The organism is Enterococcus malodoratus, assembly GCF_027659535.1.
In the GTDB taxonomy this organism is placed as follows: domain Bacteria; phylum Bacillota; class Bacilli; order Lactobacillales; family Enterococcaceae; genus Enterococcus_A; species Enterococcus_A malodoratus.
Map to the genome: position 1 here is coordinate 218,969 of NZ_JAQDPG010000007.1, position 20,631 is coordinate 239,599.

Annotated in this window: 23 protein-coding genes; 18 read left to right on the forward strand and 5 right to left on the reverse strand. The window is 42.4% G+C overall.

What is annotated here, in order from left to right; all coding sequences use genetic code 11:
• Positions 1-106 precede the first annotated feature (106 nt).
• On the reverse strand, positions 107-1,003 hold the full coding sequence (locus PGP85_RS13300; RefSeq protein ID WP_090408263.1) for a PocR ligand-binding domain-containing protein: 897 nt from the start codon (positions 1,001-1,003) through the stop codon (positions 107-109).
• A 283-nt stretch (positions 1,004-1,286) separates the two neighbouring features.
• Here PGP85_RS13300 and PGP85_RS13305 point away from each other — a divergent pair, with 283 nt between their 5' ends.
• The 18 genes from PGP85_RS13305 to PGP85_RS13390 all read left to right on the forward strand — a co-directional run bounded on the left by PGP85_RS13305 (position 1,287) and on the right by PGP85_RS13390 (position 16,704).
• Positions 1,287-1,565, forward strand: a complete 279-nt coding sequence (locus PGP85_RS13305) for a BMC domain-containing protein (protein ID WP_010739904.1) — start codon at positions 1,287-1,289, stop codon at positions 1,563-1,565.
• Positions 1,566-1,581: 16 nt separating this feature from the next.
• Positions 1,582-2,391 (forward strand): propanediol utilization microcompartment protein PduB, encoded by an 810-nt coding sequence (gene pduB, locus PGP85_RS13310; protein WP_010739903.1) that lies wholly within the window; start codon positions 1,582-1,584, stop codon positions 2,389-2,391.
• Between the two features lie 18 nt (positions 2,392-2,409).
• Entirely contained in the window at positions 2,410-4,071 is a 1,662-nt protein-coding gene (locus tag PGP85_RS13315; RefSeq protein ID WP_010739902.1) for a propanediol/glycerol family dehydratase large subunit, read from the forward strand.
• A 12-nt stretch (positions 4,072-4,083) separates the two neighbouring features.
• Complete coding sequence (locus tag PGP85_RS13320) at positions 4,084-4,749, forward strand: propanediol/glycerol family dehydratase medium subunit (protein ID WP_270327944.1); 666 nt, start codon at positions 4,084-4,086, stop codon at positions 4,747-4,749.
• A 13-nt stretch (positions 4,750-4,762) separates the two neighbouring features.
• Entirely contained in the window at positions 4,763-5,275 is a 513-nt protein-coding gene (locus PGP85_RS13325; protein ID WP_010739900.1) for a diol dehydratase small subunit, read from the forward strand.
• A 38-nt stretch (positions 5,276-5,313) separates the two neighbouring features.
• Positions 5,314-7,149 carry a diol dehydratase reactivase subunit alpha gene (locus PGP85_RS13330; RefSeq protein WP_270327947.1) on the forward strand — a complete coding sequence of 612 codons (1,836 nt, stop codon included), beginning with the start codon at positions 5,314-5,316 and terminating at the stop codon, positions 7,147-7,149.
• Positions 7,139-7,516, forward strand: coding sequence for a glycerol dehydratase reactivase beta/small subunit family protein (locus PGP85_RS13335; protein WP_010739898.1), 378 nt, complete (start codon positions 7,139-7,141; stop codon positions 7,514-7,516). Before PGP85_RS13330 ends, PGP85_RS13335 begins: the two co-directional genes overlap by 11 nt.
• Positions 7,513-8,082 carry a BMC domain-containing protein gene (locus PGP85_RS13340; protein WP_270327949.1) on the forward strand — a complete coding sequence of 190 codons (570 nt, stop codon included), beginning with the start codon at positions 7,513-7,515 and terminating at the stop codon, positions 8,080-8,082. Before PGP85_RS13335 ends, PGP85_RS13340 begins: the two co-directional genes overlap by 4 nt.
• A 384-nt stretch (positions 8,083-8,466) precedes the next feature.
• Positions 8,467-8,751 (forward strand): BMC domain-containing protein, encoded by a 285-nt coding sequence (locus PGP85_RS13345; protein WP_010739896.1) that lies wholly within the window; start codon positions 8,467-8,469, stop codon positions 8,749-8,751.
• Positions 8,744-9,376, forward strand: a complete 633-nt coding sequence (gene pduL / locus PGP85_RS13350) for a phosphate propanoyltransferase (RefSeq protein WP_270327952.1) — start codon at positions 8,744-8,746, stop codon at positions 9,374-9,376. Before PGP85_RS13345 ends, pduL begins: the two co-directional genes overlap by 8 nt.
• A gap of 15 nt (positions 9,377-9,391) precedes the next feature.
• Complete coding sequence (eutJ, locus tag PGP85_RS13355) at positions 9,392-10,231, forward strand: ethanolamine utilization protein EutJ (RefSeq protein WP_270327954.1); 840 nt, start codon at positions 9,392-9,394, stop codon at positions 10,229-10,231.
• 69 nt (positions 10,232-10,300) lie between these two features.
• Positions 10,301-10,795 (forward strand): PduM family microcompartment protein, encoded by a 495-nt coding sequence (pduM, locus tag PGP85_RS13360; RefSeq protein WP_232089356.1) that lies wholly within the window; start codon positions 10,301-10,303, stop codon positions 10,793-10,795.
• Entirely contained in the window at positions 10,789-11,052 is a 264-nt protein-coding gene (locus PGP85_RS13365; protein WP_010739892.1) for a EutN/CcmL family microcompartment protein, read from the forward strand. The genes pduM and PGP85_RS13365 overlap by 7 nt, the downstream gene beginning before the upstream one ends.
• A gap of 16 nt (positions 11,053-11,068) precedes the next feature.
• On the forward strand, positions 11,069-12,061 hold the full coding sequence (locus PGP85_RS13370; RefSeq protein ID WP_270327957.1) for a cob(I)yrinic acid a,c-diamide adenosyltransferase: 993 nt from the start codon (positions 11,069-11,071) through the stop codon (positions 12,059-12,061).
• A gap of 1 nt (position 12,062) precedes the next feature.
• Positions 12,063-13,448 carry an aldehyde dehydrogenase family protein gene (locus tag PGP85_RS13375; protein WP_270327959.1) on the forward strand — a complete coding sequence of 462 codons (1,386 nt, stop codon included), beginning with the start codon at positions 12,063-12,065 and terminating at the stop codon, positions 13,446-13,448.
• Positions 13,449-13,463: 15 nt separating this feature from the next.
• The gene (locus PGP85_RS13380; protein WP_010739889.1) at positions 13,464-14,582 is read left to right on the forward strand and encodes a 1-propanol dehydrogenase PduQ; all 1,119 of its coding nucleotides are present in this window, start codon (positions 13,464-13,466) and stop codon (positions 14,580-14,582) included.
• A gap of 148 nt (positions 14,583-14,730) precedes the next feature.
• Positions 14,731-15,447 (forward strand): MIP/aquaporin family protein, encoded by a 717-nt coding sequence (locus PGP85_RS13385; RefSeq protein ID WP_010739888.1) that lies wholly within the window; start codon positions 14,731-14,733, stop codon positions 15,445-15,447.
• A gap of 72 nt (positions 15,448-15,519) precedes the next feature.
• Complete coding sequence (locus tag PGP85_RS13390; RefSeq protein WP_270327961.1) at positions 15,520-16,704, forward strand: acetate/propionate family kinase; 1,185 nt, start codon at positions 15,520-15,522, stop codon at positions 16,702-16,704.
• Positions 16,705-16,755: 51 nt separating this feature from the next.
• Here the strand turns inward: PGP85_RS13390 and PGP85_RS13395 are convergent, their stop codons facing one another.
• The 4 genes from PGP85_RS13395 to PGP85_RS13410 form a co-directional block, all read right to left on the reverse strand.
• Positions 16,756-17,313: a BMC domain-containing protein gene (locus PGP85_RS13395; RefSeq protein WP_251866334.1), complete on the reverse strand. Its 558-nt coding sequence runs from the start codon at positions 17,311-17,313 to the stop codon at positions 16,756-16,758.
• A complete protein-coding gene (locus PGP85_RS13400; protein ID WP_270327967.1) occupies positions 17,310-18,659 on the reverse strand; it encodes a 4Fe-4S dicluster domain-containing protein in 1,350 nt (449 codons plus the stop codon). The genes PGP85_RS13395 and PGP85_RS13400 overlap by 4 nt, the downstream gene beginning before the upstream one ends.
• A 17-nt stretch (positions 18,660-18,676) precedes the next feature.
• Positions 18,677-19,891 carry a phosphotransferase gene (locus tag PGP85_RS13405; RefSeq protein ID WP_270327969.1) on the reverse strand — a complete coding sequence of 405 codons (1,215 nt, stop codon included), beginning with the start codon at positions 19,889-19,891 and terminating at the stop codon, positions 18,677-18,679.
• Positions 19,892-20,120: 229 nt separating this feature from the next.
• Entirely contained in the window at positions 20,121-20,597 is a 477-nt protein-coding gene (locus tag PGP85_RS13410; protein WP_090408298.1) for an MGMT family protein, read from the reverse strand.
• Positions 20,598-20,631: the final 34 nt, after the last annotated feature.

A 20,631-nucleotide genomic window follows, 5' to 3' on the forward strand; every position in this document is an offset into this window, starting at 1 on the left:
TTCATGGACAATGACGCCAGCGGAATCGCATGGCTACAAAAAGGTTTTTTAAATGAGTTTGCTGTGGCAATAAAAGAACAGCCGTAATTCGGCTGCTCTTAATGGATTATTTTTCTTTTCTATAGTTAACCGGAGTCATGCCGACAAGTTCTTTGAATATTTTACAAAAATAGCTTGTTTGGGAATAACCAATATTTTGCGAAATGGATTTAATGCTTAAATTCGATTGTGCCAATAGAACCTTTGCTTGTTCGATTCGTTGTCTATTCAAATAGGTAATGAAGCTGACACCGATTTCCTTTTTGAATAGACGGCTGAAATAGAATTGACTAAGATACACATGGTTAGCGACGTCTTCAAGTGTCAAATTGGTCGTTAAGTTCGTATCAATGTAAGAAATGGCTTTGCGAATTTCATCATTTTTGGAGTTGATAGAATCTTTAGTTTCTTTTTTACTTGAGTGAAAGTTAAATTTAATTTGATCCCGCGGGTCATCGTCATTGAAGTGATAATCGCCAATCGTTTTGAGTAAAGCGGCAGCAGATTCAATTTGAGTTGTATTGACGGTCTTAATTTTCTTTCTGGCTTGACGTAATTCCTGTGAAGATTCCCAAGGAGTAACGATCGGATGGATGCGGGTAAATGAATTTTGCGAGTCGTCATTCATCTCTACTTGACCAAATAATGCAAATCCAATCAATTGATTATTGCGAATAATAGGTAATGAAATATCTGTGAGTCCAGCATGGCAACGGTAAATACAAGGGTTACCATTTTTTGAGGCTTCTAAGCCTCCGAATGCATCACACTTTTGGCAAAGAGATTTGAATTCTGGCTTTGAACGCATTAACTGACAAAAAGGAGAGAAGTTATATAGGTCGGAAGTTTCCTTTCCATGTATATCAACAAGTACCGACCCAAAATCGGCTGCAAGAGCAAAATCTTGGATTGTTTTGGAAAGTTGCAAGGAACTTTGCGAATTCAATGTACTGATATTTTCCATGTAAGCGCCTCCTAGTCAACTATCATTTTACCAGAACACAAAATTATTTTAAATCTCGTTTAGACCAATAACATTATTTTGACCAGCAGAAGACAAAATATTACTATTTTCTGACCTTAGTTGAACTTTGATTAAGGTTTATTTGGCGTTGTCTTGACACTTTGTGACCACAATATTTTAACATTGGGAATAATCCGACTAAAAGATAGGACAAATTTGTTCTATCTTTTTTGTTTATCATTATAAATGTAAGTGCTATCAAAAAAATTAGGAGGAATGTTTTATGCAACAGGAAGCGTTAGGAATGATTGAAACTAGGGGGTTGATTGGTGCTATTGAAGCAGCTGACGCGATGGTAAAAGCTGCGAATGTTTCCTTAATTGGAACGGAAAAAATTGGTTCTGGATTAGTGACAGTGATGGTACGAGGAGATGTAGGTGCGGTAAAAGCAGCCGTTGATGCAGGTGTTTCTGCGGCTAACTCAGTAGGAGAAGTTGTTTCTAATTATGTTATTCCACGTCCACATACTGAAGTTGAAGGCTTGCTCCCTAAGTCAGAATAGAAAGGTGGGATAGCTGATGGCAAACACAGATCAAAAGATCGAAGAGATCATGAAGCGTGTGCTCGCAAAAATGGAAACAGGAAATGAGTTGAAAACCACTAACGGAGGAGATCATAAAATGATTGAAAAGCAATGTGCATTGACTGAATTTGTAGGAGCTACAGAATTTGGAGATACGATCGGGTTAGTAATCGCTAACGTAGATTCATCTCTATTAGAAACAATGAAATTAGAGAAAAAATATCGTTCAATCGGAATTGTTGGTGCTCGTACTGGTGCCGGACCTCATATTATGGCTGCTGATGAAGCAGTGAAAGCGACAAATACAGAAGTCATCTTGATTGAAATGCCTCGTGATACAAAAGGCGGAGCTGGTCATGGTTCGATCGTGATTTTTGGCGGCGATGATGTATCTGATGTGAAACGTGCGGTAGAGGTTACGCTGAAAGAAGTGGATACGCGCACATTTGGAGATGTATACGGTAACGAGGCTGGACATATTGAATGTCAATATACAGCACGTGCTAGTTACGCATGCAATAAAGTATTTGGTGCTCCGGTCGGAAAAGCTTTCGGAATTTTAGTTGGAGCTCCTGCCGCAATTGGTGTAGTAATGGCTGATACGGCACTGAAATCAGCGAATGTTGATGTAGTATCTTACGCAACACCGCAAAATGGCCAAAGTTTCTCAAATGAGGTAACGATGACAATCACAGGCGATTCTGGAGCTGTTCGTCAAGCAATTATTTCAGCTCGCGATATTGGTTGCCAATTATTGGGAACGATGGGTAGTACGCCTAAAAATGATCAACCATCATACATTTAAGAGTGGAGTGAAAAATAGATGAAATCAAAACGATTTGAAGAACTAGAAAAAAGACCGGTCAATCAAGATGGTTTCGTAGATGAATGGGTAGAAGAAGGATTAATTGCGATGCAAAGTCCGAATGACCCTAAACCAAGCATCAAGATCGTTAATGGTGAAGTGGTTGAACTTGATGGGAAAGACAAAGCTGACTTTGATTTGATTGATTCATATATCGCTCAATACGGAATTGATTTAACTCGCACTGAAGAAGTAATGGCTATTCCTTCGAAAGAGTTAGCGAATAAAATCGTTGATCCAAATATTTCAAGAGAAGAGATCGTTCAATTGACGACTGCGGCAACACCGGGGAAATTAAATGAAGTAGTCGGTTATATGAACGTGGTTGAAATGATGATGGCGGTTCAAAAAATGCGGGCTCGTCGTCGTCCAACAACTCAATCTCACGTAACCAACGTTCGCGATAATCCTGTACAGATCGCAGCGGATGCGGCGGAAGGTGCTTTGCGTGGCTTTGATGAACAGGAAACAACGGTAGCCGTTGCTCGTTATGCACCATTCAACGCGGTGGCGATCATGGTTGGTTCGCAAACTGGACGTCCAGGCGTATTGACACAGTGTTCATTAGAAGAAGCAACGGAGCTTGATTTAGGGATGCGCGGCTTTACCGCTTATGCGGAAACAATCTCTGTTTATGGTACGGAACAAGTATTTACCGATGGCGATGATACGCCTTGGTCTAAAGGATTCTTGGCTTCTTGTTATGCCTCTCGCGGGTTGAAGATGCGTTTTACTTCAGGGACTGGATCAGAAGTACAAATGGGATACGCAGAAGGCAAATCAATGCTCTACCTTGAAACACGCTGTATCTATTTAACAAAAGCAGCCGGAGTTCAAGGCTTGCAAAATGGTTCGATCAGCTGTATCGGAGTTCCAGGGGCAGTTCCTTCAGGGATTCGAGCTATTTTAGCTGAAAACTTGATTGCGATGCTGCTTGATTTGGAAGTGGCTTCAGGAAATGACCAAACCTTCTCACATTCAGACATTCGGAGAACGGCTCGTTTGCTGATGCAATTCTTACCAGGTACAGACTTCATTTCATCAGGTTATTCAGCAACGCCAAACTATGACAACATGTTTGCCGGTTCCAACTTTGATGCTGATGATTTCGATGATTACAATGTCATTCAACGGGATTTGAAAGTTGATGGCGGATTACGGCCGGTTAGTGAAGAGGATGTTGTGGCAGTTCGTAATAAGGCTGCGAGAGCTTTGCAAGGGCTGTTTGATAAGCTAGGCTTGCCAACGATCACTGATGAAGAAGTTGAAGCAGCAACCTATGCTCGAGGATCACAAGACATGCCGGAACGTGACATGGTGCAAGATATCAAAGCAGCACAAGAATTATTAACTCAAGGTAAGACAGGTTTGGATCTTGTTAAGGGCTTGTCAGAAAGTGGTTTTGAAGATGTCGCAACAAGCTTGCTCAATCTTTTGAAACAACGTGTAGCGGGAGACTTCCTACAAACGTCTTCAATCTTTGATGCAGATTGGAATGTGATCTCTGCCGTCAATGACAAGAATGATTATGCTGGACCGGGAACTGGGTACCGATTAGATGGGGCCGAGTGGGAAAAAGTAAAAGCGATCCCTAAAGCAATCAATCCGAAAGACATTTAAGGAGGAGTAAAAATGACAGAACTGAATGAAAATCTTTTGTGCTCCATTATCAAAGAAGTGTTAACTGAAATGGAAGCAAACACAGGAGATCAACCTGTTGCTTTTGAACAAACAAAGACAGAGTCCACAACATCGTCTGATTGGTTTAAATCTGTCGGCGTTGCTCAACCAGGAAATTCTCAGGATGAAGTAGTTATTGCTGTGGCGCCAGCTTTTGCAGATTCACAAACAACCAATATTCTTGGCGTTCCCCATAAAGAAATCCTAAAACAAGTGATTGCCGGTATTGAAGAAGAAGGCTTAAAAGCTCGGGTTGTTAAAGTTTATCGGACTTCTGATGTAGCCTTTGCCGGTGTTGAAGGAGATAAATTATCTGGTTCGGGTGTTTGTGTTTCGATTCAATCAAAAGGTACAGCGATTATCCATCAAAAGGATTTGCAACCGCTGTCAAATCTGGAGTTATTCCCGCAAGCACCGCTGATCACTTTAGAAACCTATCGTGCGATTGGGAAAAACGCCGCAAAATATGCGAAAGGCGAGTCGCCCAATCCAGTGCCAATGATGAATGACCAAATGGCTCGGCCGAAATATCAAGCGTTATCAGCATTGCTCCATATTAAGGAAACGAAGCACGTAGTAATCGGTAAACCAGCAGAAGAAATTTCTGTAACTTTATAGTGAGGTGACTAGAATGAATGAGCAATCTATCGAGAGTTTGGTTCGAGGAATCTTAAAAGATATGAATAGCGGTACAAGTCCGGCAGCGACAGAAACTACTGTAAGTTCTGGGGCAGCGACTGTTGCTGACTATCCGATCGCAAAAAATCATCCGGATTGGATCAAAACAAATACTGGTAAGACATTGGATGATATTACATTAGAAAATGTATTGAATGGATCATTAACACCTGACGATTTAAAAATCACACCACGTATTTTGAAAGCGCAAGGAGAAATCGCTACGAGTGCAGGTAGAAAAACAATTTCTAATAATTTTGACCGTGCGTCTGAGTTAACGGCTGTTCCTGATGCACGAGTGTTGGAAATGTATAATGCGTTGCGTCCGTATCGTTCTAGCAAACAGGAACTATTAGATATCGCGAGTGAGTTGGAAACCAAATATGATGCGAAAATCAGCGCGGCTTATGTGCGCGAAGCAGCGGAATATTATGAAAAACGGAAGAAACTTAAAGGTGATAATTAATTTCTAGTTCGGAAATTCAGGAAGAGGAGCAATGAATCATGAAACGTGTAATTGGGATTGATATTGGAAATTCCTCAACTGAAGTAGCTTTGGTTGAAATTGATGATCATCAACATGTCCGATTCCTAGAATCTGCCATTGCTGAAACGACGGGTATTAAAGGGACGAAGAAGAATCTATTTGGTATCTATAAAGCAATCAATGAAGCCTGCGCAAAAAATCGATTAAAGGTCGAAGAAATCGATTTAATTCGAATCAATGAGGCAACACCAGTTATCGGCGATGTCGCGATGGAGACGATTACGGAAACGATCATCACCGAATCAACGATGATCGGCCATAATCCCAAAACACCTGGCGGCTTAGGCTTAGGCGTAGGAACTACGCTTCGTTTTGCTGAGATTGAAAAGATCGGGAAGAAGGATACTCCTTATATTTTGATCATTGAAAAGTCCTTTGACTTTGATGCTGTGGCACGCCAAATCAATCATTTTGTAGCAAATGGCTTTCTGATTACTGCGGCTATCATGCAATCGGATGATGGAGTTTTGGTGAACAACCGATTATCAAAGAAGATTCCGATTGTTGATGAAGTTTCTTATATCGATAAGGTTCCATTGAATATGCTGGCGGCAGTTGAGGTAGCTGAAACCGGTCGCGGTGTATCACAGTTATCCAATCCTTATGGAATAGCCACGGTCTTTGAGCTTGATTCGGAAGCAACTAAGAATATTGTTCCTGTTGCCCGCGCCTTAATCGGAAATCGCTCGGCGGTAGTTATAAAGACACCAAAAGGCGATGTCAAAGCGCGAACAATTCCTGCTGGGAAAATTGAAGTAACTGGTGGGAATCGCCGCAGTACGGTAGGCATATCAGCAGGTGCAGAAAAAATTATGGAGACGGTTTCGGCATTCGAAGTGATTGACAATGTCACTGGCGAATCAGGTACAAACGTTGGCGGGATGCTGGAAAAAGTACGCTTAACGATGGCGGAGTTAACGGATCGTCCAGTCAATCAAATCTTCATTCAAGATTTATTAGCGGTCGATACGTTTGTGCCGATCAGTGTCAAAGGCGGCGTGGCCGGTGAATTCTCAATGGAACAGGCAGTTGGAATCGCATCGATGGTCAAATCCGATCATTTACAGATGTCGAAAATTGCGGATGAGATTCAACAGGATTTAGGGATCAAGGTTGAGATTGGCGGTGCAGAGGCGGAAGCGGCGATCTTAGGAGCGCTGACCACACCGGGAACTTCTGCGCCACTGGCGATCTTGGACTTAGGTGCCGGTTCGACAGACGCGTCCATTATTAAGAAGGACGGGACAATTGTGGCAACACACTTGGCAGGTGCGGGTGATATGGTAACGATGTTGATTCAGTCCGAATTAGGCCAAGAAGATGTTTATTTAGCTGAGGATATCAAGAAATATCCCTTAGCAAAGGTAGAGAATATTTTCTACATTCGCCATGAAGACGGTTCTGTTCAATTTTTTGATACGCCTTTAGATCCAGCGTTGTTCGCTAAAGTGGTGGTTGTGACACCAGATGGCTATGTACCAATACCTGGTGATGACTCGATTGAAAAAATTCGAATCGTTCGACAAACTGCAAAGGAACGTGTCTTTGTAACGAACGCGTTACGGGCTTTGCGGCGCGTCAGTCCAACAGGGAGTATTCGAGATATTCCGTTTGTCGTAATTGTTGGCGGATCTGCCTTGGATTTTGAAATTCCGCAGATTGTAACGAACGCGCTGTCTCATTACGGATTGGTAGCTGGACGTGGAAACATTCGACAAATTGAGGGACCGCGCAATGCAGTGGCGACTGGTTTGATCCTTTCCTACTTGAGGGAGGGATTCGATGGAGCTTGATCTAAATGTTCGGCCAATGGTATTGATCTATCTGTCTAAATCAGCATCGATCGAGGATATTCAATATGTTCTTTATGGTTTAGAAGAAGAAAAAATTCCTTTTTCTATTGAACAAAAAGAATTTTCAACGGCGACGAAAGCAGCGTATGTTGCGGCAAACACTTCTTCGCTAAATGTTGGAATTGGTTACGTAAATAATGAAGCGGCCCTTCATTATAAAAATTTGGCACCAGAAACTCCTTATCAATCGATTCAACGAGTTGTAACTTGTCCACCATTAGTTTTAAAAAGTTTCGGTGGGAATGCGGCACGTTTAGTAAAGGGTGTGCCATTCAAATCAATTGATCCTATGGAGGTGAAACTATGAAACAAGCAATTGGCTTAGTCGAAGTAAAAGGTTTGGCTAGTGCAATCGAAGTATCAGATACGATGGTCAAAGTTGCGAACGTCGAACTTCTTGGTGTTGAAAAAGCACGAGGATTCGGTTGGATGACAGTGAAGGTCGCTGGCGATGTCGGAGCGGTAAAAGCGGCGGTAGATGCCGGTAAAGCGAAGGCCATCGCAAACAATGTCTTTCTATCAGCACTGGTTATTCCTCGCCCAGCCAATAATTTAGAAAAGTTTTTCTTTACGAAAGAGTCGAACACGAACTTGCCGGATGAGAATCCAGAGAAGACGCCAGTGGTGAGTGAACCTGCGGAACCAGGACCGGAAAAGGTTGAAGAAAAATCGCAACCAGATGAAAAAACGGTTATCGAGGAACCGATCAAAGAAGCGGCTATAAAAGAAGAGCCGAGTAAAGAAGAAATTACAAAAGAAGAAACGATTCAGGAAGAGCCAACCAAAGAAAAAGTGACCAAAGAAGAACCAAAAAAGAAAAAGAATCCACCTAAAGGGTCAAAAAAATCTTCAGAATCCAAAAAGAAGAAATAGGCACAGAAGGTAGATCGTTTGAAAATAGAATTATTTTTACGTAAGGAAAATTAATTCTTTGAGATGAAATAGGATGCCAGTTCCACTACTTACAGTTTCATCAGAAGGAAAGTAAGTAAAAAAGAAACGCATATACAGAGTAAAAGATCTAGTGGAATGGCATACGGCTTGAAAATAGAACTAATTTTTACGTAAGAGAAATTAATTCTTTGAGATGAAATAGGATGCCAGTTCCACTACTTACAGTTTCATCAGAAGGAAAGTAAGTAAAAAAGAAACGCATATACAGAGTAAAAGATCTAGTGGAATGGTATACGGCTTGAAAATAGAACTAATTTTACGTAAGAAAAATTAATTCTTTGAGATGAAATAGGAGGAATAGACATGAATGATGCATTAGGAATGATTGAAACAAAAGGACTAGTTGGTGCTGTAGAGGCGGCCGATGCAATGGTTAAGGCGGCGAATGTAACGCTAGTTGGAACTGAGAAAATTGGTTCAGGACTAGTTACAGTTATGGTACGCGGCGATGTTGGTGCAGTCAAGGCCGCAGCTGATGCAGGTTGTGCAGCAGCTGAAAAAGTGGGGGAAGTGGTTTCCGTTCACGTGATCCCAAGACCGCATCGCGATGTCGACGAAATTTTAGTACCTAAAGTAGGCAATGAATAATTACAGCATTGAGGAAATTAGAAAAATTGTTCGTGAAGTGTTATTGGAGATGCAGGCAGAAACATTTCCCATTGGCATTTCCAACCGACACATACACCTAACGGAAGAACATTTCAGTATTCTATTTCCTAATGAATCGATTGAACCTTTGAAACCGTTAAAGCAACCTGGAGAATTTGCTTCAAAGCAAACGGTGACCTTAGTTGGACCAAAGGGCGAGATCAAAAAGGTTCGTATTTTAGGTCCGTTACGCAAACGTTCACAGGTGGAAATCTCAAAAACGGATGCAAGAAATCTAGGTGTTCAGCCTCCAATCCGGTTGTCTGGTCACTTGGATGATGCGATTGAAATCACGATCCGCAGTGATGCGGCAGAGTTGACGATTCCGGCCGCGATCATAGCGAAACGGCATATTCATTTGAATTATCAGGATATGGAGCGTTTGAACTTAAAAGAAGGACAAGTCGTTTCAGTAGAAATTTTCGAAGGTGCGCGAAGAGGCATTTTTAACGATGTTGAATTACGGCCAGGAGAGAATTTTGTTTTAGAGATGCATGTAGATACAGATGAGGCCAATGGTGCGGATATTCAGCCAAATACACGAGGACGAATTATTAGAGAATAGTCCAAAGGAGGAAGTATGGAGTCAATCGAGAAAGCCAATCAATTATTAACATCTTTTCATGAACTTGTGAATACAAAACAAGCACAGGAGTTTGATCCTGAAGATGGCTATAAAGTTGGAGTCGATTTGGGTACTTCCTCTATCGTTTTGGTTGTTTTAGATGGAAAGAATCGACCGGTTTTTGGTGCTTTTGAATACGCGGATGTTATCAGAGATGGATTGGTTGTTGATTATCAAAAGTCAGTTCAAATCGTTAATCGGCTGCGTGCTCAAGCAGAGGAAACGCTCGGTTTTCCTCTGAAAGCTGCATCGGGTGCAATTCCGCCGGGCACCGTTGGAAACAACAAACGTGTGGTGGCCAATGTGATTGAAAGTGCGAATATGCTGGCAGACGAACTTGTCGATGAACCAACAGCGGCGGCATTGGTCTTAGGTGTCAATGAGGGCGCTGTAGTTGATGTTGGCGGCGGGACGACTGGAATCAGTATTTTTGAGAAGGGTCAGCCGATCATTGTAGAGGATGAGCCCACCGGCGGCACGCATATGACTTTAGTAATCGCGGGCAATAGTAGGATTTCCATTGAGGAAGCGGAACAGATCAAACGAGATCCAGCCCGTGATCGAGAGAATTTTATCATTTGCCGACCAGTGATTCAACGAATGGCTAACATTACCGCCAATGTGTTAAAAAAGCATCCAACAGAACCAATCTATGTTGTTGGCGGAGCATCTTATCTATCTGAATTTGAACAAGAATTTTCGAATTATTTGGATCAAACGGTTTATAAACCAAAATATCCTCAATTTGTAACACCAATTGGAATTGCGATGTCTTCCACCCCAATCGTGGAGTAACAGATGGACGGCAAAGCGATCTCTAATTGTATGGTAACTATGTCTGCAATAAGAATTGGGAGTAAGAATATGGACGAGTTAGTTGAGCGTATTATTTCAATCATCAATCAGCGAGAACAAAATACCTTATTTCTTTCTTGTCGTACGCCTTCCCATATTAATCAAGGAATCAGCGGCTTTTTATACAATAAGCAGATTCATTTGACTGAGGTAGATATCCTATTTTTAGAGCGGTTCATAAAAAAAGACACGGAAGATCCTCTAGTGAGGTGGCTGTATCAAAGCTATGACTATGATTGTCGTCTAACATTTGAACTGGCTTTCTCAAACACGGATTTGATTCCAAATGAATTATTCAACGAGTGCAGTGTGAAGTTGCTTAACAATCAAGGAAAACAATATTTTCTATTTCCGAATAAGGTCATAACCTACCAGCAAATAGCGATGTTGACGCAGGAGGATATTTTACTGCTTGCGGCAAAACAATTAGTTACAGACTTGGCGAAGGATCGATTGCGGGAAAAGAAAGTCATTGTTGTAGAAAGGAGTTCAACCCTATGCTGATGGCAAAAGTAGTTGGGAGTGTAGTTTCGACCCAGAAGGATGAATCGTTAATTGGAAAAAAACTGATGATCATCCAACCGATTAACTCTGAACAACAGAATATTCGCTTTCAACAGGTAGCGGCGGATACAGTAGGGGCTGGTATCGGAGACTATGTCTTATTGACCAGTGGTTCTTCTGCCAGAAAAATGTTTTCGACTCCTTCAGATGCTGTTGATTATGCAATCGTTGGAATTATTGACACGTTTGATTTTTAGGGAGCTGAGGAACGATATGGCGATTTATACAAAAACGGGAGATAAAGGAACAACGAGCCTTTTTGATGGAACAAGAGTAAAAAAATCAGATCCACGAGTAGAAACATATGGAACATTTGACGAATGCTGCGCACAAGTCAGTGTGGCTCAGAAACTAGCGAAGGATTCAGAGACTATTCAGCATTTGGAATGGGTTCAGCAAAAACTATTCCTATTGAATGCGGAAATTGCAACGGAGAAAGATTTCTCTAAGCTAGAAGCGAAAAGTACATTGATCGCAGCAAGCGATATTCAGCAAATGGAGGACTGGATCGATCAATACACCAAACGTTTGCCTGAAGTGCATAGTTTCATTTTACCGGGGCAGACACTTTCAGCCGCTCAACTGCATGTGGCACGGGCTGTTTGTCGGCATGGCGAACGCTTGCTGACAGAGCTGTCAGAATCGGCTGAGGTGCGGGAGGACGTACGGAAATTTGTTAATCGATTATCTGATTGTCTCTATATTTTTGCTCGAATGGAAGATCATAGTGAGACTGAAAAAAAGTTAGTAGATGAAATATTACGTCGGTATTTAGAACAAAGCGGAACCTTAAGCCAAAAAAGTCATTTGATAAAACACCATCAAATCTTTCAGGCTTGCGAGGAGCAAGCTGAAACAATGGGTGTTCCAGTCTCAATGGCGCTGGTTGATGAAACGGGCAGTTTAGTAAGTTTTTATCGAATGTCAGGAGCACTCTTAGTTAGTGAATCTTTGGCGCAGAAAAAAGCCTACTCCGCTGTTGCAATGAAAACAGATACCCATGAATTAAAGGCGCTCGTTCAACCGGCAGGGGATCTTTACCAATTGGAAACCTCGACTGATGGACAAGTCGTCACTTTCGGCGGCGGCTTCGTAATTAAGGATTCAATGGGGAAAGTTATCGGTGGTTTAGGTATCAGCGGCGGCGCGGTTGAGGAAGATATGGCGATCGCTCAAAAAGGTTTAGAGAAGTTGAAGGAGATTTGACATGCGTGAAGAAGAAATAAAGGAACTGATCACAAAAATTCTTCAAGAAGCTCAAACAACAACCTCTCCGACGAAGGAATTTGGTGTTTTTGAGACTGTTGAAGAAGCGATTCAGGCGGCGAAATTTGCCCAAGAATGCTACGAAAATCAAACCTTAGAAACAAGAAGAAACGTGATTGAAGCGATTCGTTGCGGAATGAGACCGCATATTGAAAAGATTGCCTGCGACACGTTAGAAGAAACGGGGATGGGACGCTATGAAGATAAGCTTCAGAAGCTCCAACTCGTTTTAGATAAAACACCGGGAGTCGAAGATCTGCACACGGAAGCTTTGACTGGCGATAACGGGATGACACTATATGAGTTGTCTCCATACGGTGTAGTCGGGGCGGTCACTCCGAGTACCAATCCGGCGGAAACCGTGATTTGCAACTCAATAGGAATGCTGGCGGCTGGAAATGCAGTCTATTTCAGTGTTCATCCGGGAGCAAAGAAAGTTTCGCGTTGGGTCGTAAGTAAGATGAATGAGCTAGTTTATGAAGCTTGCGGCATTCAAAACTTAATCGTAACGATTGCCGAGCCTTCAATTGAGGCCGCTCAGGAGATGATGATTCATCCAGATGTTCCATTGTTAGCAATTACTGGTGGGCCTGGAGTTGTTCGACAAGCGATGCAAAGCGGTAAGAAAGTCATTGCAGCAGGCGAAGGAAATCCACCTTCACTAGTTGATGAGACCGCAAATGTTGAAAAGGCTGCAAAAGATATTGTGATCGGCGCCTCTTTTGACAACAATATCTTATGTACAGCAGAAAAAAGTGTCGTAGCCGTGGAGCAAATCGTCGATTATTTGATTTTGCAGATGGAAAAAAATGGTGCGTATTTGGTTCAAGACGAAGCCATTATTCAAAAAATGGTGGATATGACGATTATGGAGAATGGTGCTCCCAGCCGGAAATTTATTGGAAAAAATGCAAACTACATTTTAGCTGAAGCGGGGATCAACGTAGACTTTGATGTACGGGTCATCATTTTAAGAGCGGATAAGATTCATCCATTCGTCGTGAAAGAAATGTTGATGCCGATCTTACCAGTCGTTACGGTCACTAATTTCGATGAAGGGCTGGCAACCGCTTTGCAGATTGAGAATCGTCGGCATCACACAGCAACGATGCATTCTCAAAATGTGGGACGAATGAATCTTGCGGCCAAGAAATTTCAAACATCGATCTTTGTTAAAAACGGCTCTTCTTTCGCTGGCTTAGGATTTGGTGGGGAAGGTCCAACAACCTTCACGATCGCAACACCGACAGGCGAATGTACGACATCCGCACGGGATTTTGCTCGGAAACGTCGTTGTGTTCTGACTGATGGGTTTTCAATCCGCTAGAAAGGGGGCTTTTCTTTGAAAAAATGGGCGATGAAACCAGAAATTTATTCTGGATTTGCCAGTCTAGAGCGGCTGCAGCAATTTGAAAAAGAAAATCTCTGTTTTGTATGTGATCCTTATTTAGCGGAGTCTGATAGTTTAAAGAGAATTTTAGGTTATGTAAAACGAACAAATAGTGTTGAGATTTTTTCTGATATTATCCCAGATCCTCCGATCGAAACCGTAGTAGAAGGGATCGAGAGAATGACTAAAATTCAACCAACTGTGGTCATCGCAGTTGGCGGAGGTTCTGCGATTGATACAGCTAAAGCAATGCTGTTCTTTTACAAACGAACGACCGGCAATAAAGTGAAGCGGTTTGTTGCGATACCAACCACTAGTGGGACTGGATCGGAAGTAACTAGCGCTTCGGTTATCACGGATACACAAAACAAAATAAAGTATCCGATTTTTCATGAAGCGATTATTCCTCACGAGGCCATCTTAGACGCAAGTCTAGTCATGTCTAGCCCGCCATCTGTTACAGCATTTAGCGGGCTGGATGTATTAACTCATGCGCTGGAATCCTTAGCTTCGACCAATCGAACCAATTATACAAATGCTTTGGCTGAGAAGGCGACAGAATTGGTCTTTCAGTTTTTACCAACTTGTGTGAATCAGGGGATGGAGTTAGACGCGCGTGTTCAAATGCATGAAGCGTCGACTCTAGCAGGTTTAGCCTTTGATGCAGCAGGTTTGGGTGTCTGTCACGCGATTGCGCATCAGGTAGGGGCGAATTTTAAAGTTCCTCATGGTTTGGCGAATTCTATGCTGCTTCCTTATGTGATTGAAGCAAACAGCAAGAATAAAGAGACCAGAAGAAATTACGCGCGAATTTCACGTAAACTGGGCATTTGCCCACCGAGTTTGCCCGATCATTTAGCTGTTTCAAATCTGTCTCAAGCCGTTCAGCAATTGGCAATCGAGTGCAAGGCACCGATCAAGCTGAATAGCTTTGGAATTCAAGAAGAGGCAGCCTTGCTGGCCGAAGAGGTCATCGCAAACAACGCATTAAATGATACGACATTTAAGACCAATCCGATTCAGTTTTCAGTCGAAGAAATAAAAGATATTTATCGAAACATAATAAAATAATCATTTTTCCTGACAATATTTTGCAACTTTCGATGTGAGAAAACTATTATAATATAGATAGGTAAATTGTCAGGAGGATGTCACGAAAGTCGCATTTGTTTTTCTGCAAGAAAAATAAAGACATTAAAAAGAATAAGGAGGTCTCATAATGAATAGTCCTGTATTTGGTGAATTTTTTGGTACGATTGTTCTAATTCTTTTTGGTTCAGGTGTTGGTTGCTCAGTCAATCTAAAAGGTACTTTAGCAAAAGGTGTAGGCGCCAGTTGGTTATATATTGCCGTGGGCTGGGGTGTCGCAGTTATGCTGGGTGTTTTAGCAAGCGGGCATTTTGGTTCGCCGGGTCATTTGAATCCAGCAGTAACAATTGGTTTTGCCGTTGCGGGTTCCTTTGAGTGGGGGCAAGTCGCTCCGTTTATTCTGGCTCAAGTTGCCGGCGCATTTATCGGAGCACTGATTGCTGCGATTCATTTCTGGCCGCATTTCCAGCATACGACTGTAGAAGAAGGCAACAGCGTTGGGATTTTTGCTACTGGACCAGCGATTCCAAGCACAGCATTAAACTTAGTTAGTGAAATTATTGCAACTTGTTTCTTCGTATTAGCGATCCAATTAATGCCGGCCGATATTCCACCAGGCTTGCAACCGTTAATGCTGGTATTCGTTTTGATTGGGATCGGGTTGTCCCTAGGTTCAACTACCGGTTATGCGATCAACCCTTGTCGTGACTTTGGTCCGCGATTGATGTATGCGTTGATGCCGATCCCTAACAAGGGCGATGCCAATTGGGGCTACGCATGGATTCCGATTGTCGGCCCGATCATTGGTGCTTGTATTGCGACCTTATTAGTAAAAGGTTTAGGATAAAAAAATATCACAGCAAGGTCGCCTGACGTTTGAAGAAACGATGGCGACTTTGCTGTCATAAGGGAGGAAAATATGGCGAGTAAAATTATGTCAATTAATGCCGGTAGTTCCTCGTTGAAATTTCAATTATTCGAAATGCCAGAGGAAGTACTGTTAGTAAAAGGATTATTTGAACGAATTGGTTTGGAAGATGAGATGGTTTTTTCTTATTCGATAAAAGATGCGAAGGTAAAAACGTCGGTTAAGGGAAAATCGCATGAGGAAGCAATTGATTTTCTGTTGCGCTTTTTGCTTGAAAGAAAGGTCTTAACCAGCTTGGACGAGCTTTCAGGTGTCGGTCATCGAGTGGCTCATGGCGGTGAAGATTTCAAAACGTCCAGCTTAGTTGATTCGTGCGCATTACAAAAAATCAAAGATCTAGGAAAACTGGCTCCTTTGCATAATCCTGTGAACGTTGTAGGGATTGAAGCATTACAAAAGGATTTACCAGATTGTCCGCAGGTTGCGGTTTTTGATACTTCTTTTCATCAAACGATGGAAGCCAAGAATTTTGTCTATCCGCTGCCATATCGCTTTTATGAAGAAGACAGCGTAAGGCGTTACGGCTTTCATGGGACGAGCCATCAATTTGTCGCTGCCGAAGCGGCAAATTATTTAGAAAAACCAATTGAGTCGATGAAAATTATTTCTTGTCATTTGGGAAATGGTGCGAGTATTTGTGGAATCAAAGATGGAAAATCGGTGATTACTTCTATGGGATTCACACCGTTAGCAGGTCTTATGATGGGGACGCGCTGTGGGGACATTGATCCTTCGATCATTCCATTTTTACAAAATGAGAAGAATCTTTCAGCCAGTGATATGGATAAGTTGATGAATGCTGAATCCGGCTTCAAAGGAGTTACTGATTTCAGCAGTGATACGCGAGATATTATTAGTGAAGCAGAAAAGGGCAATGAAAGAGCAAAACTGGCGCTTGATATGTTTGCAGGTCGAGTCAAACAAACGATTGGCGCTTATGCTGCGGAGCTTGATGGGGTTGATGTCCTGATTTTTACTGCTGGGATTGGAGAAAACTCAGCAGTTATCCGCGAGATGATTTGTCAGGATTTAACCTTCTTTGGTATTGCGATCGATCAAGACCAGAATCAGAAAAACAGCAGAAGAATTAGTTCGGCTGCTTCTTCGGTTGAAGTATTAGTCGTTGAAACGAACGAGGAGCTGATGATTGTCAGAGATACGTTTCATTTGATTTAATTAATAGAAAGATGCCATGGATTGATTTAACTAAATCCATGGCATCTTTTTTTATTGTATAAGGCTATCGATTAATTCTGGACGCGGGTTAGATAAGACGATCTTGTTAATGAGCATCGCTTGATCTTTGGCGCCTTGTGCTCCAGCTTCGACAGCGGCTTTCACTGCGGCAACATCGCCAGTCAATACGACAAATGATTTTCCGGCAATTCCGGTTCCAAGCTGAATCGCTAAAAGCTCTACATCCGCCGCTTTGACGGCAAAATCTGCGGCAATAATCGAACCGGTTGCCGAATAATATTCCAGTACGCCGACTGCTCGAATATTTTCTGGCACCTTTGCCATGTTGATGGCTTGAATCACAGATGGGTTAATTCGGGGAATCAATAATTCACCGACGACGTATCGCCCGCCCATTTCAACACCGACTTCCATGGAACGTTCGATCGCTGCGACTTGTCCGCTGATCATAATATAGTATTTTCCAGGACAACTGGCTCGCGCCATAATCAAGGTTGCGTCGGCTGCTTTTAACATGTAGTCCACGACCTCGATTCCTTTAGCGATACTGTTCAATTCTAAAAATCCGATAGTATCCATTAGTTTCATTGGTTGTCCCTTCTTTCAATTGTAATGCTGGCGGATACCGCAGTCACTGTGCCATCAATACTGGCATGAACATCCGCGCCTAGCGCTTTTTCAGGTTTTCTACCGATTAAGTCGCCTGCTTTGACATGATCGCCCACTTGGATCACCGGCTCGCAAGGAGCGCCAATATGCATTTTCAGCGGAATATTTACGGTAGTTGATTCATGTTTCAGCAGCTCTTCTACTTTTAGATCGGCATATTGCTTCAAACCATCCTTCAGTAAGATTTTGACTGGCGGGACTTGCTGGTATTCACGCATCAAAGTTGGTGTAAGCGGCTGATCATTTTTCTGGTAGCGAATCCCTTTTTCGGCTAAACGCTGCTTTACATATTTATTGACTTGCCGTGGTAAAAGCCCCATCGGACAAGCGATCGTTTCGCAAATGCCGCATTCACAGCAAAGGAGCGCTTCTCTCCAGATCGGATCGTCATCAATATCATCTGGTATCTCGGTGATGGTCAAATGGCGCATCACGCGATGGGGATGAATCGGATGACCGATTTGATAACGCGGACAAAGTTCTGTGCACAAACGACATTGAATACAGGAGGAGCGAGCCTTGTTAATCATTTGCGGAATTTCTTTTTCCAGCAATTCATAAATAAAATCGCGTTTTTCCATAATAATGATGCCGGAAGTTGTTTTGGTAACGACTTGTTGTGAAAATTCATCCTGAGTGCCGGTTTTACCCATCATCGGTCCGCCGTTGATAAACATGAAGTCATCAATCGTTGCGCCGCCGGCTAATGCCAAACAATCGTCAAAGGAGGTACCGATCGGAACTTCCAAGATCTTTGGTTCTTTGACTGCACCAGTGATGGTCAACAGCTTATGAGTGACGTTTTCCCCCTGTTGAGCGTGATAAATATTAAGCATAGTAGCGATATTCGAAATCACACAGCCGACTTCGATCGGGATGCCCCCAGGCGGTACGGTTCGTCCAGTAACCTCAAAGACCATGATCTGTTCATCGCCCGCCGGATAAAAATTATTCATTTTGAAGACGGAGACGGGAGCATTTTGTTCCTGAATCGCCTGTTCTAAGGCATTGATTTCCTTCGTGTAATGTCCTTTGGTGGCAATCACAATCTGTTTCGCTTCTAATAGTTCGCCAACTGCAGCGATGGCTTGAACACACTCTTTTGCGTAGTGGTTCATCACGTAGTGGTCTGTTTTCAAGAGGGGCTCACATTCCGCTGCATTGATAATAAAATACTCCGTTTTTGTATTGTATTTGACAGCAGTAGGAAAGCCCGCGCCGCCGCAGCCTACGATACCGGCAGAAGTGATTTGTTCCAATAGCATATTCGTTCCTCCTTTCTTTAAACTAAAATAAGAGCGTTTTCATTGTTAGGCATTAATTGATGGAAAAATTTGTTTCGAGTCCGCTGAATCAATTCGTAGACTTCTTCAGTTGTTTCTAACTGTTTTCTTTTTTGTAGCAAGGTTTGCGCCAGCATCATGGAAAGTCCTTTGGCTAAAAAGATTGCTTGAGGCTCTCCCAAACTGTCAAAATCCGGAAATTCGCCTAAATTGGCGATTCGATTAATATTGGCCATGGCTAGGTAACCAAGCGAATCTTGGAAAATTTCTATGAAGCGCTCCTGATGATTGCCAGCGACATGATCAGAAAAATAATCGAAGTACGTTTTATAGACGTCCTTGATGACCTGCAGCAGGAAAGAGCACATCGTAGCATCGCCCCTGATACTGAATCCCGCATACTGAGAAAGAATATTTGCCAAAAAATAGCCGATATCATAGGAAAAAGGACCCGTCATGGTGTATTCCATATCGATTACTTTAAAGGAGGTTTGTGAGACGAAAACATTGGAAGAATGGAAATCACCATGAATCAAACAGTCATCCTCGCTGGAAATCCGTTCAATCAATGTCTCCCAATCATTTTTTACTTCGACATCCTCCAAAATGGCCGCTAGAATATCCAGTGTTGCTTCTTGATAGGCGGTCTTCTGAGTATTATTTCTAGGCGGCGGTTTCAAAATGAAATCGGTGATAATTACTCGCATATCCGAATTCTTGAAATAATTCTTCAACGCGTACCAGTAGTCGGCCGATAATTTCATTTTTGATGTTGCTAGGTGCGTTTGCGCGAGATATTCACCGACTTGCTTTCCTAAGCGCGGAAATTGTTCTCCGCGGCAGAGCGCGAAACGCAAAACAGTCAGGTATGAAAGATCCTCCATGATAAAAAGATGCGCAGCTGGATCTGCAAAATACGTTTCTGGGACCATCTGAGGAGCTAAACCAGCCCGCAGCTGATAGGTCATGTACTCTAAATAATTCCGTTTAGGATCGATCGGAGCCAGCGAGATTCCACTGGAAATCGTTTTTTTCGAATGCTTAACGATGTATGTTTGATTGCCCTGTTTAAGGGTGTAAAGATAATTTAAGTAGCCATCAACGTATTTGTCTTTTTCGTTGCAAAGAGCCGTTACGGTGAGGGGACTAGTTGAGTTAAAAAGAGCGGTTCGCTTCAGCAAATAATCTGCGAGCGTGTATTCACTAATCTCCATCGTCTTCCTCCTGTTCGAATATTTTATGCGGGTTTGTTAACTAAGTGAATCCCACAAGAATCCTATCCTACCAATAAGTTTATCGAATCCCAGAGTAAAAATATATAATAAAAATATGCACTATAAGACCAAGCGGCTAGAGGCCTTTGAGGGCTTGGATCGTAGGAAATATGTTAAAAAAAGAGAACAAAAAAATACAATAAAAAAACCGTTTTCGAAAAGAAAACGGCTATAGCTCATACATGGCTTCTTCAAAATTTTCAACATAATAACGGAAATTTTTTCTTCCTCGACAAACGACTGTGTGTCCTTCCGCTTCGAGTTTCTCAATTTGAGCGTCCACGCCACCGGGGAATTTCGGATTGATTTCTCCTTTAGCCTTTAGGGTTCGCCAGTAGGGAGTCAAGTCCGTGTCGCGTTGTTCACTGGCCCAAGCAGCAATCGAGATGAAGGCACCAGCAGTGATCGGTTCGGTAAAATCACCATCATTCTGTTTGGCTAAGTAGTCTCTGATCGCGCTAGTTGTGATGATCTTTCCGTAAGGGATTCTTTTCATGATCTCGTTGTAGTCTAATGGGGGCGCAAAGTACATTTTTGTTCCGCCGTAACGCTTGATCGTTGCTTCATCGGTCACGATTTGCATTTTTGGCATTCCTTTATCTTCGTTCATCATCGCGTTGAAATCTTTTTGATCCTCGTTGGCCATGAGGGCCACCTCCTAATTTTTTAATAAGAGAGAC

Bases quoted from the DNA above. Each gene is read 5' to 3' on its own strand.
- PGP85_RS13300 (WP_090408263.1), bottom strand. From the start codon at position 1,003: ATGGAAAATATCAGTACATTGAATTCGCAAAGTTCCTTGCAACTTTCC.
- PGP85_RS13305 (WP_010739904.1), top strand. From the start codon at position 1,287: ATGCAACAGGAAGCGTTAGGAATGATTGAAACTAGGGGGTTGATTGGT.
- pduB (WP_010739903.1), top strand. From the start codon at position 1,582: ATGGCAAACACAGATCAAAAGATCGAAGAGATCATGAAGCGTGTGCTC.
- PGP85_RS13315 (WP_010739902.1), top strand. From the start codon at position 2,410: ATGAAATCAAAACGATTTGAAGAACTAGAAAAAAGACCGGTCAATCAA.
- PGP85_RS13320 (WP_270327944.1), top strand. From the start codon at position 4,084: ATGACAGAACTGAATGAAAATCTTTTGTGCTCCATTATCAAAGAAGTG.
- PGP85_RS13325 (WP_010739900.1), top strand. From the start codon at position 4,763: ATGAATGAGCAATCTATCGAGAGTTTGGTTCGAGGAATCTTAAAAGAT.
- PGP85_RS13330 (WP_270327947.1), top strand. From the start codon at position 5,314: ATGAAACGTGTAATTGGGATTGATATTGGAAATTCCTCAACTGAAGTA.
- PGP85_RS13335 (WP_010739898.1), top strand. From the start codon at position 7,139: ATGGAGCTTGATCTAAATGTTCGGCCAATGGTATTGATCTATCTGTCT.
- PGP85_RS13340 (WP_270327949.1), top strand. From the start codon at position 7,513: ATGAAACAAGCAATTGGCTTAGTCGAAGTAAAAGGTTTGGCTAGTGCA.
- PGP85_RS13345 (WP_010739896.1), top strand. From the start codon at position 8,467: ATGAATGATGCATTAGGAATGATTGAAACAAAAGGACTAGTTGGTGCT.
- pduL (WP_270327952.1), top strand. From the start codon at position 8,744: ATGAATAATTACAGCATTGAGGAAATTAGAAAAATTGTTCGTGAAGTG.
- eutJ (WP_270327954.1), top strand. From the start codon at position 9,392: ATGGAGTCAATCGAGAAAGCCAATCAATTATTAACATCTTTTCATGAA.
- pduM (WP_232089356.1), top strand. From the start codon at position 10,301: ATGGACGAGTTAGTTGAGCGTATTATTTCAATCATCAATCAGCGAGAA.
- PGP85_RS13365 (WP_010739892.1), top strand. From the start codon at position 10,789: ATGCTGATGGCAAAAGTAGTTGGGAGTGTAGTTTCGACCCAGAAGGAT.
- PGP85_RS13370 (WP_270327957.1), top strand. From the start codon at position 11,069: ATGGCGATTTATACAAAAACGGGAGATAAAGGAACAACGAGCCTTTTT.
- PGP85_RS13375 (WP_270327959.1), top strand. From the start codon at position 12,063: ATGCGTGAAGAAGAAATAAAGGAACTGATCACAAAAATTCTTCAAGAA.
- PGP85_RS13385 (WP_010739888.1), top strand. From the start codon at position 14,731: ATGAATAGTCCTGTATTTGGTGAATTTTTTGGTACGATTGTTCTAATT.
- PGP85_RS13390 (WP_270327961.1), top strand. From the start codon at position 15,520: ATGGCGAGTAAAATTATGTCAATTAATGCCGGTAGTTCCTCGTTGAAA.
- PGP85_RS13395 (WP_251866334.1), bottom strand. From the start codon at position 17,313: ATGAAACTAATGGATACTATCGGATTTTTAGAATTGAACAGTATCGCT.
- PGP85_RS13400 (WP_270327967.1), bottom strand. From the start codon at position 18,659: ATGCTATTGGAACAAATCACTTCTGCCGGTATCGTAGGCTGCGGCGGC.
- PGP85_RS13405 (WP_270327969.1), bottom strand. From the start codon at position 19,891: ATGGAGATTAGTGAATACACGCTCGCAGATTATTTGCTGAAGCGAACC.
- PGP85_RS13410 (WP_090408298.1), bottom strand. From the start codon at position 20,597: ATGGCCAACGAGGATCAAAAAGATTTCAACGCGATGATGAACGAAGAT.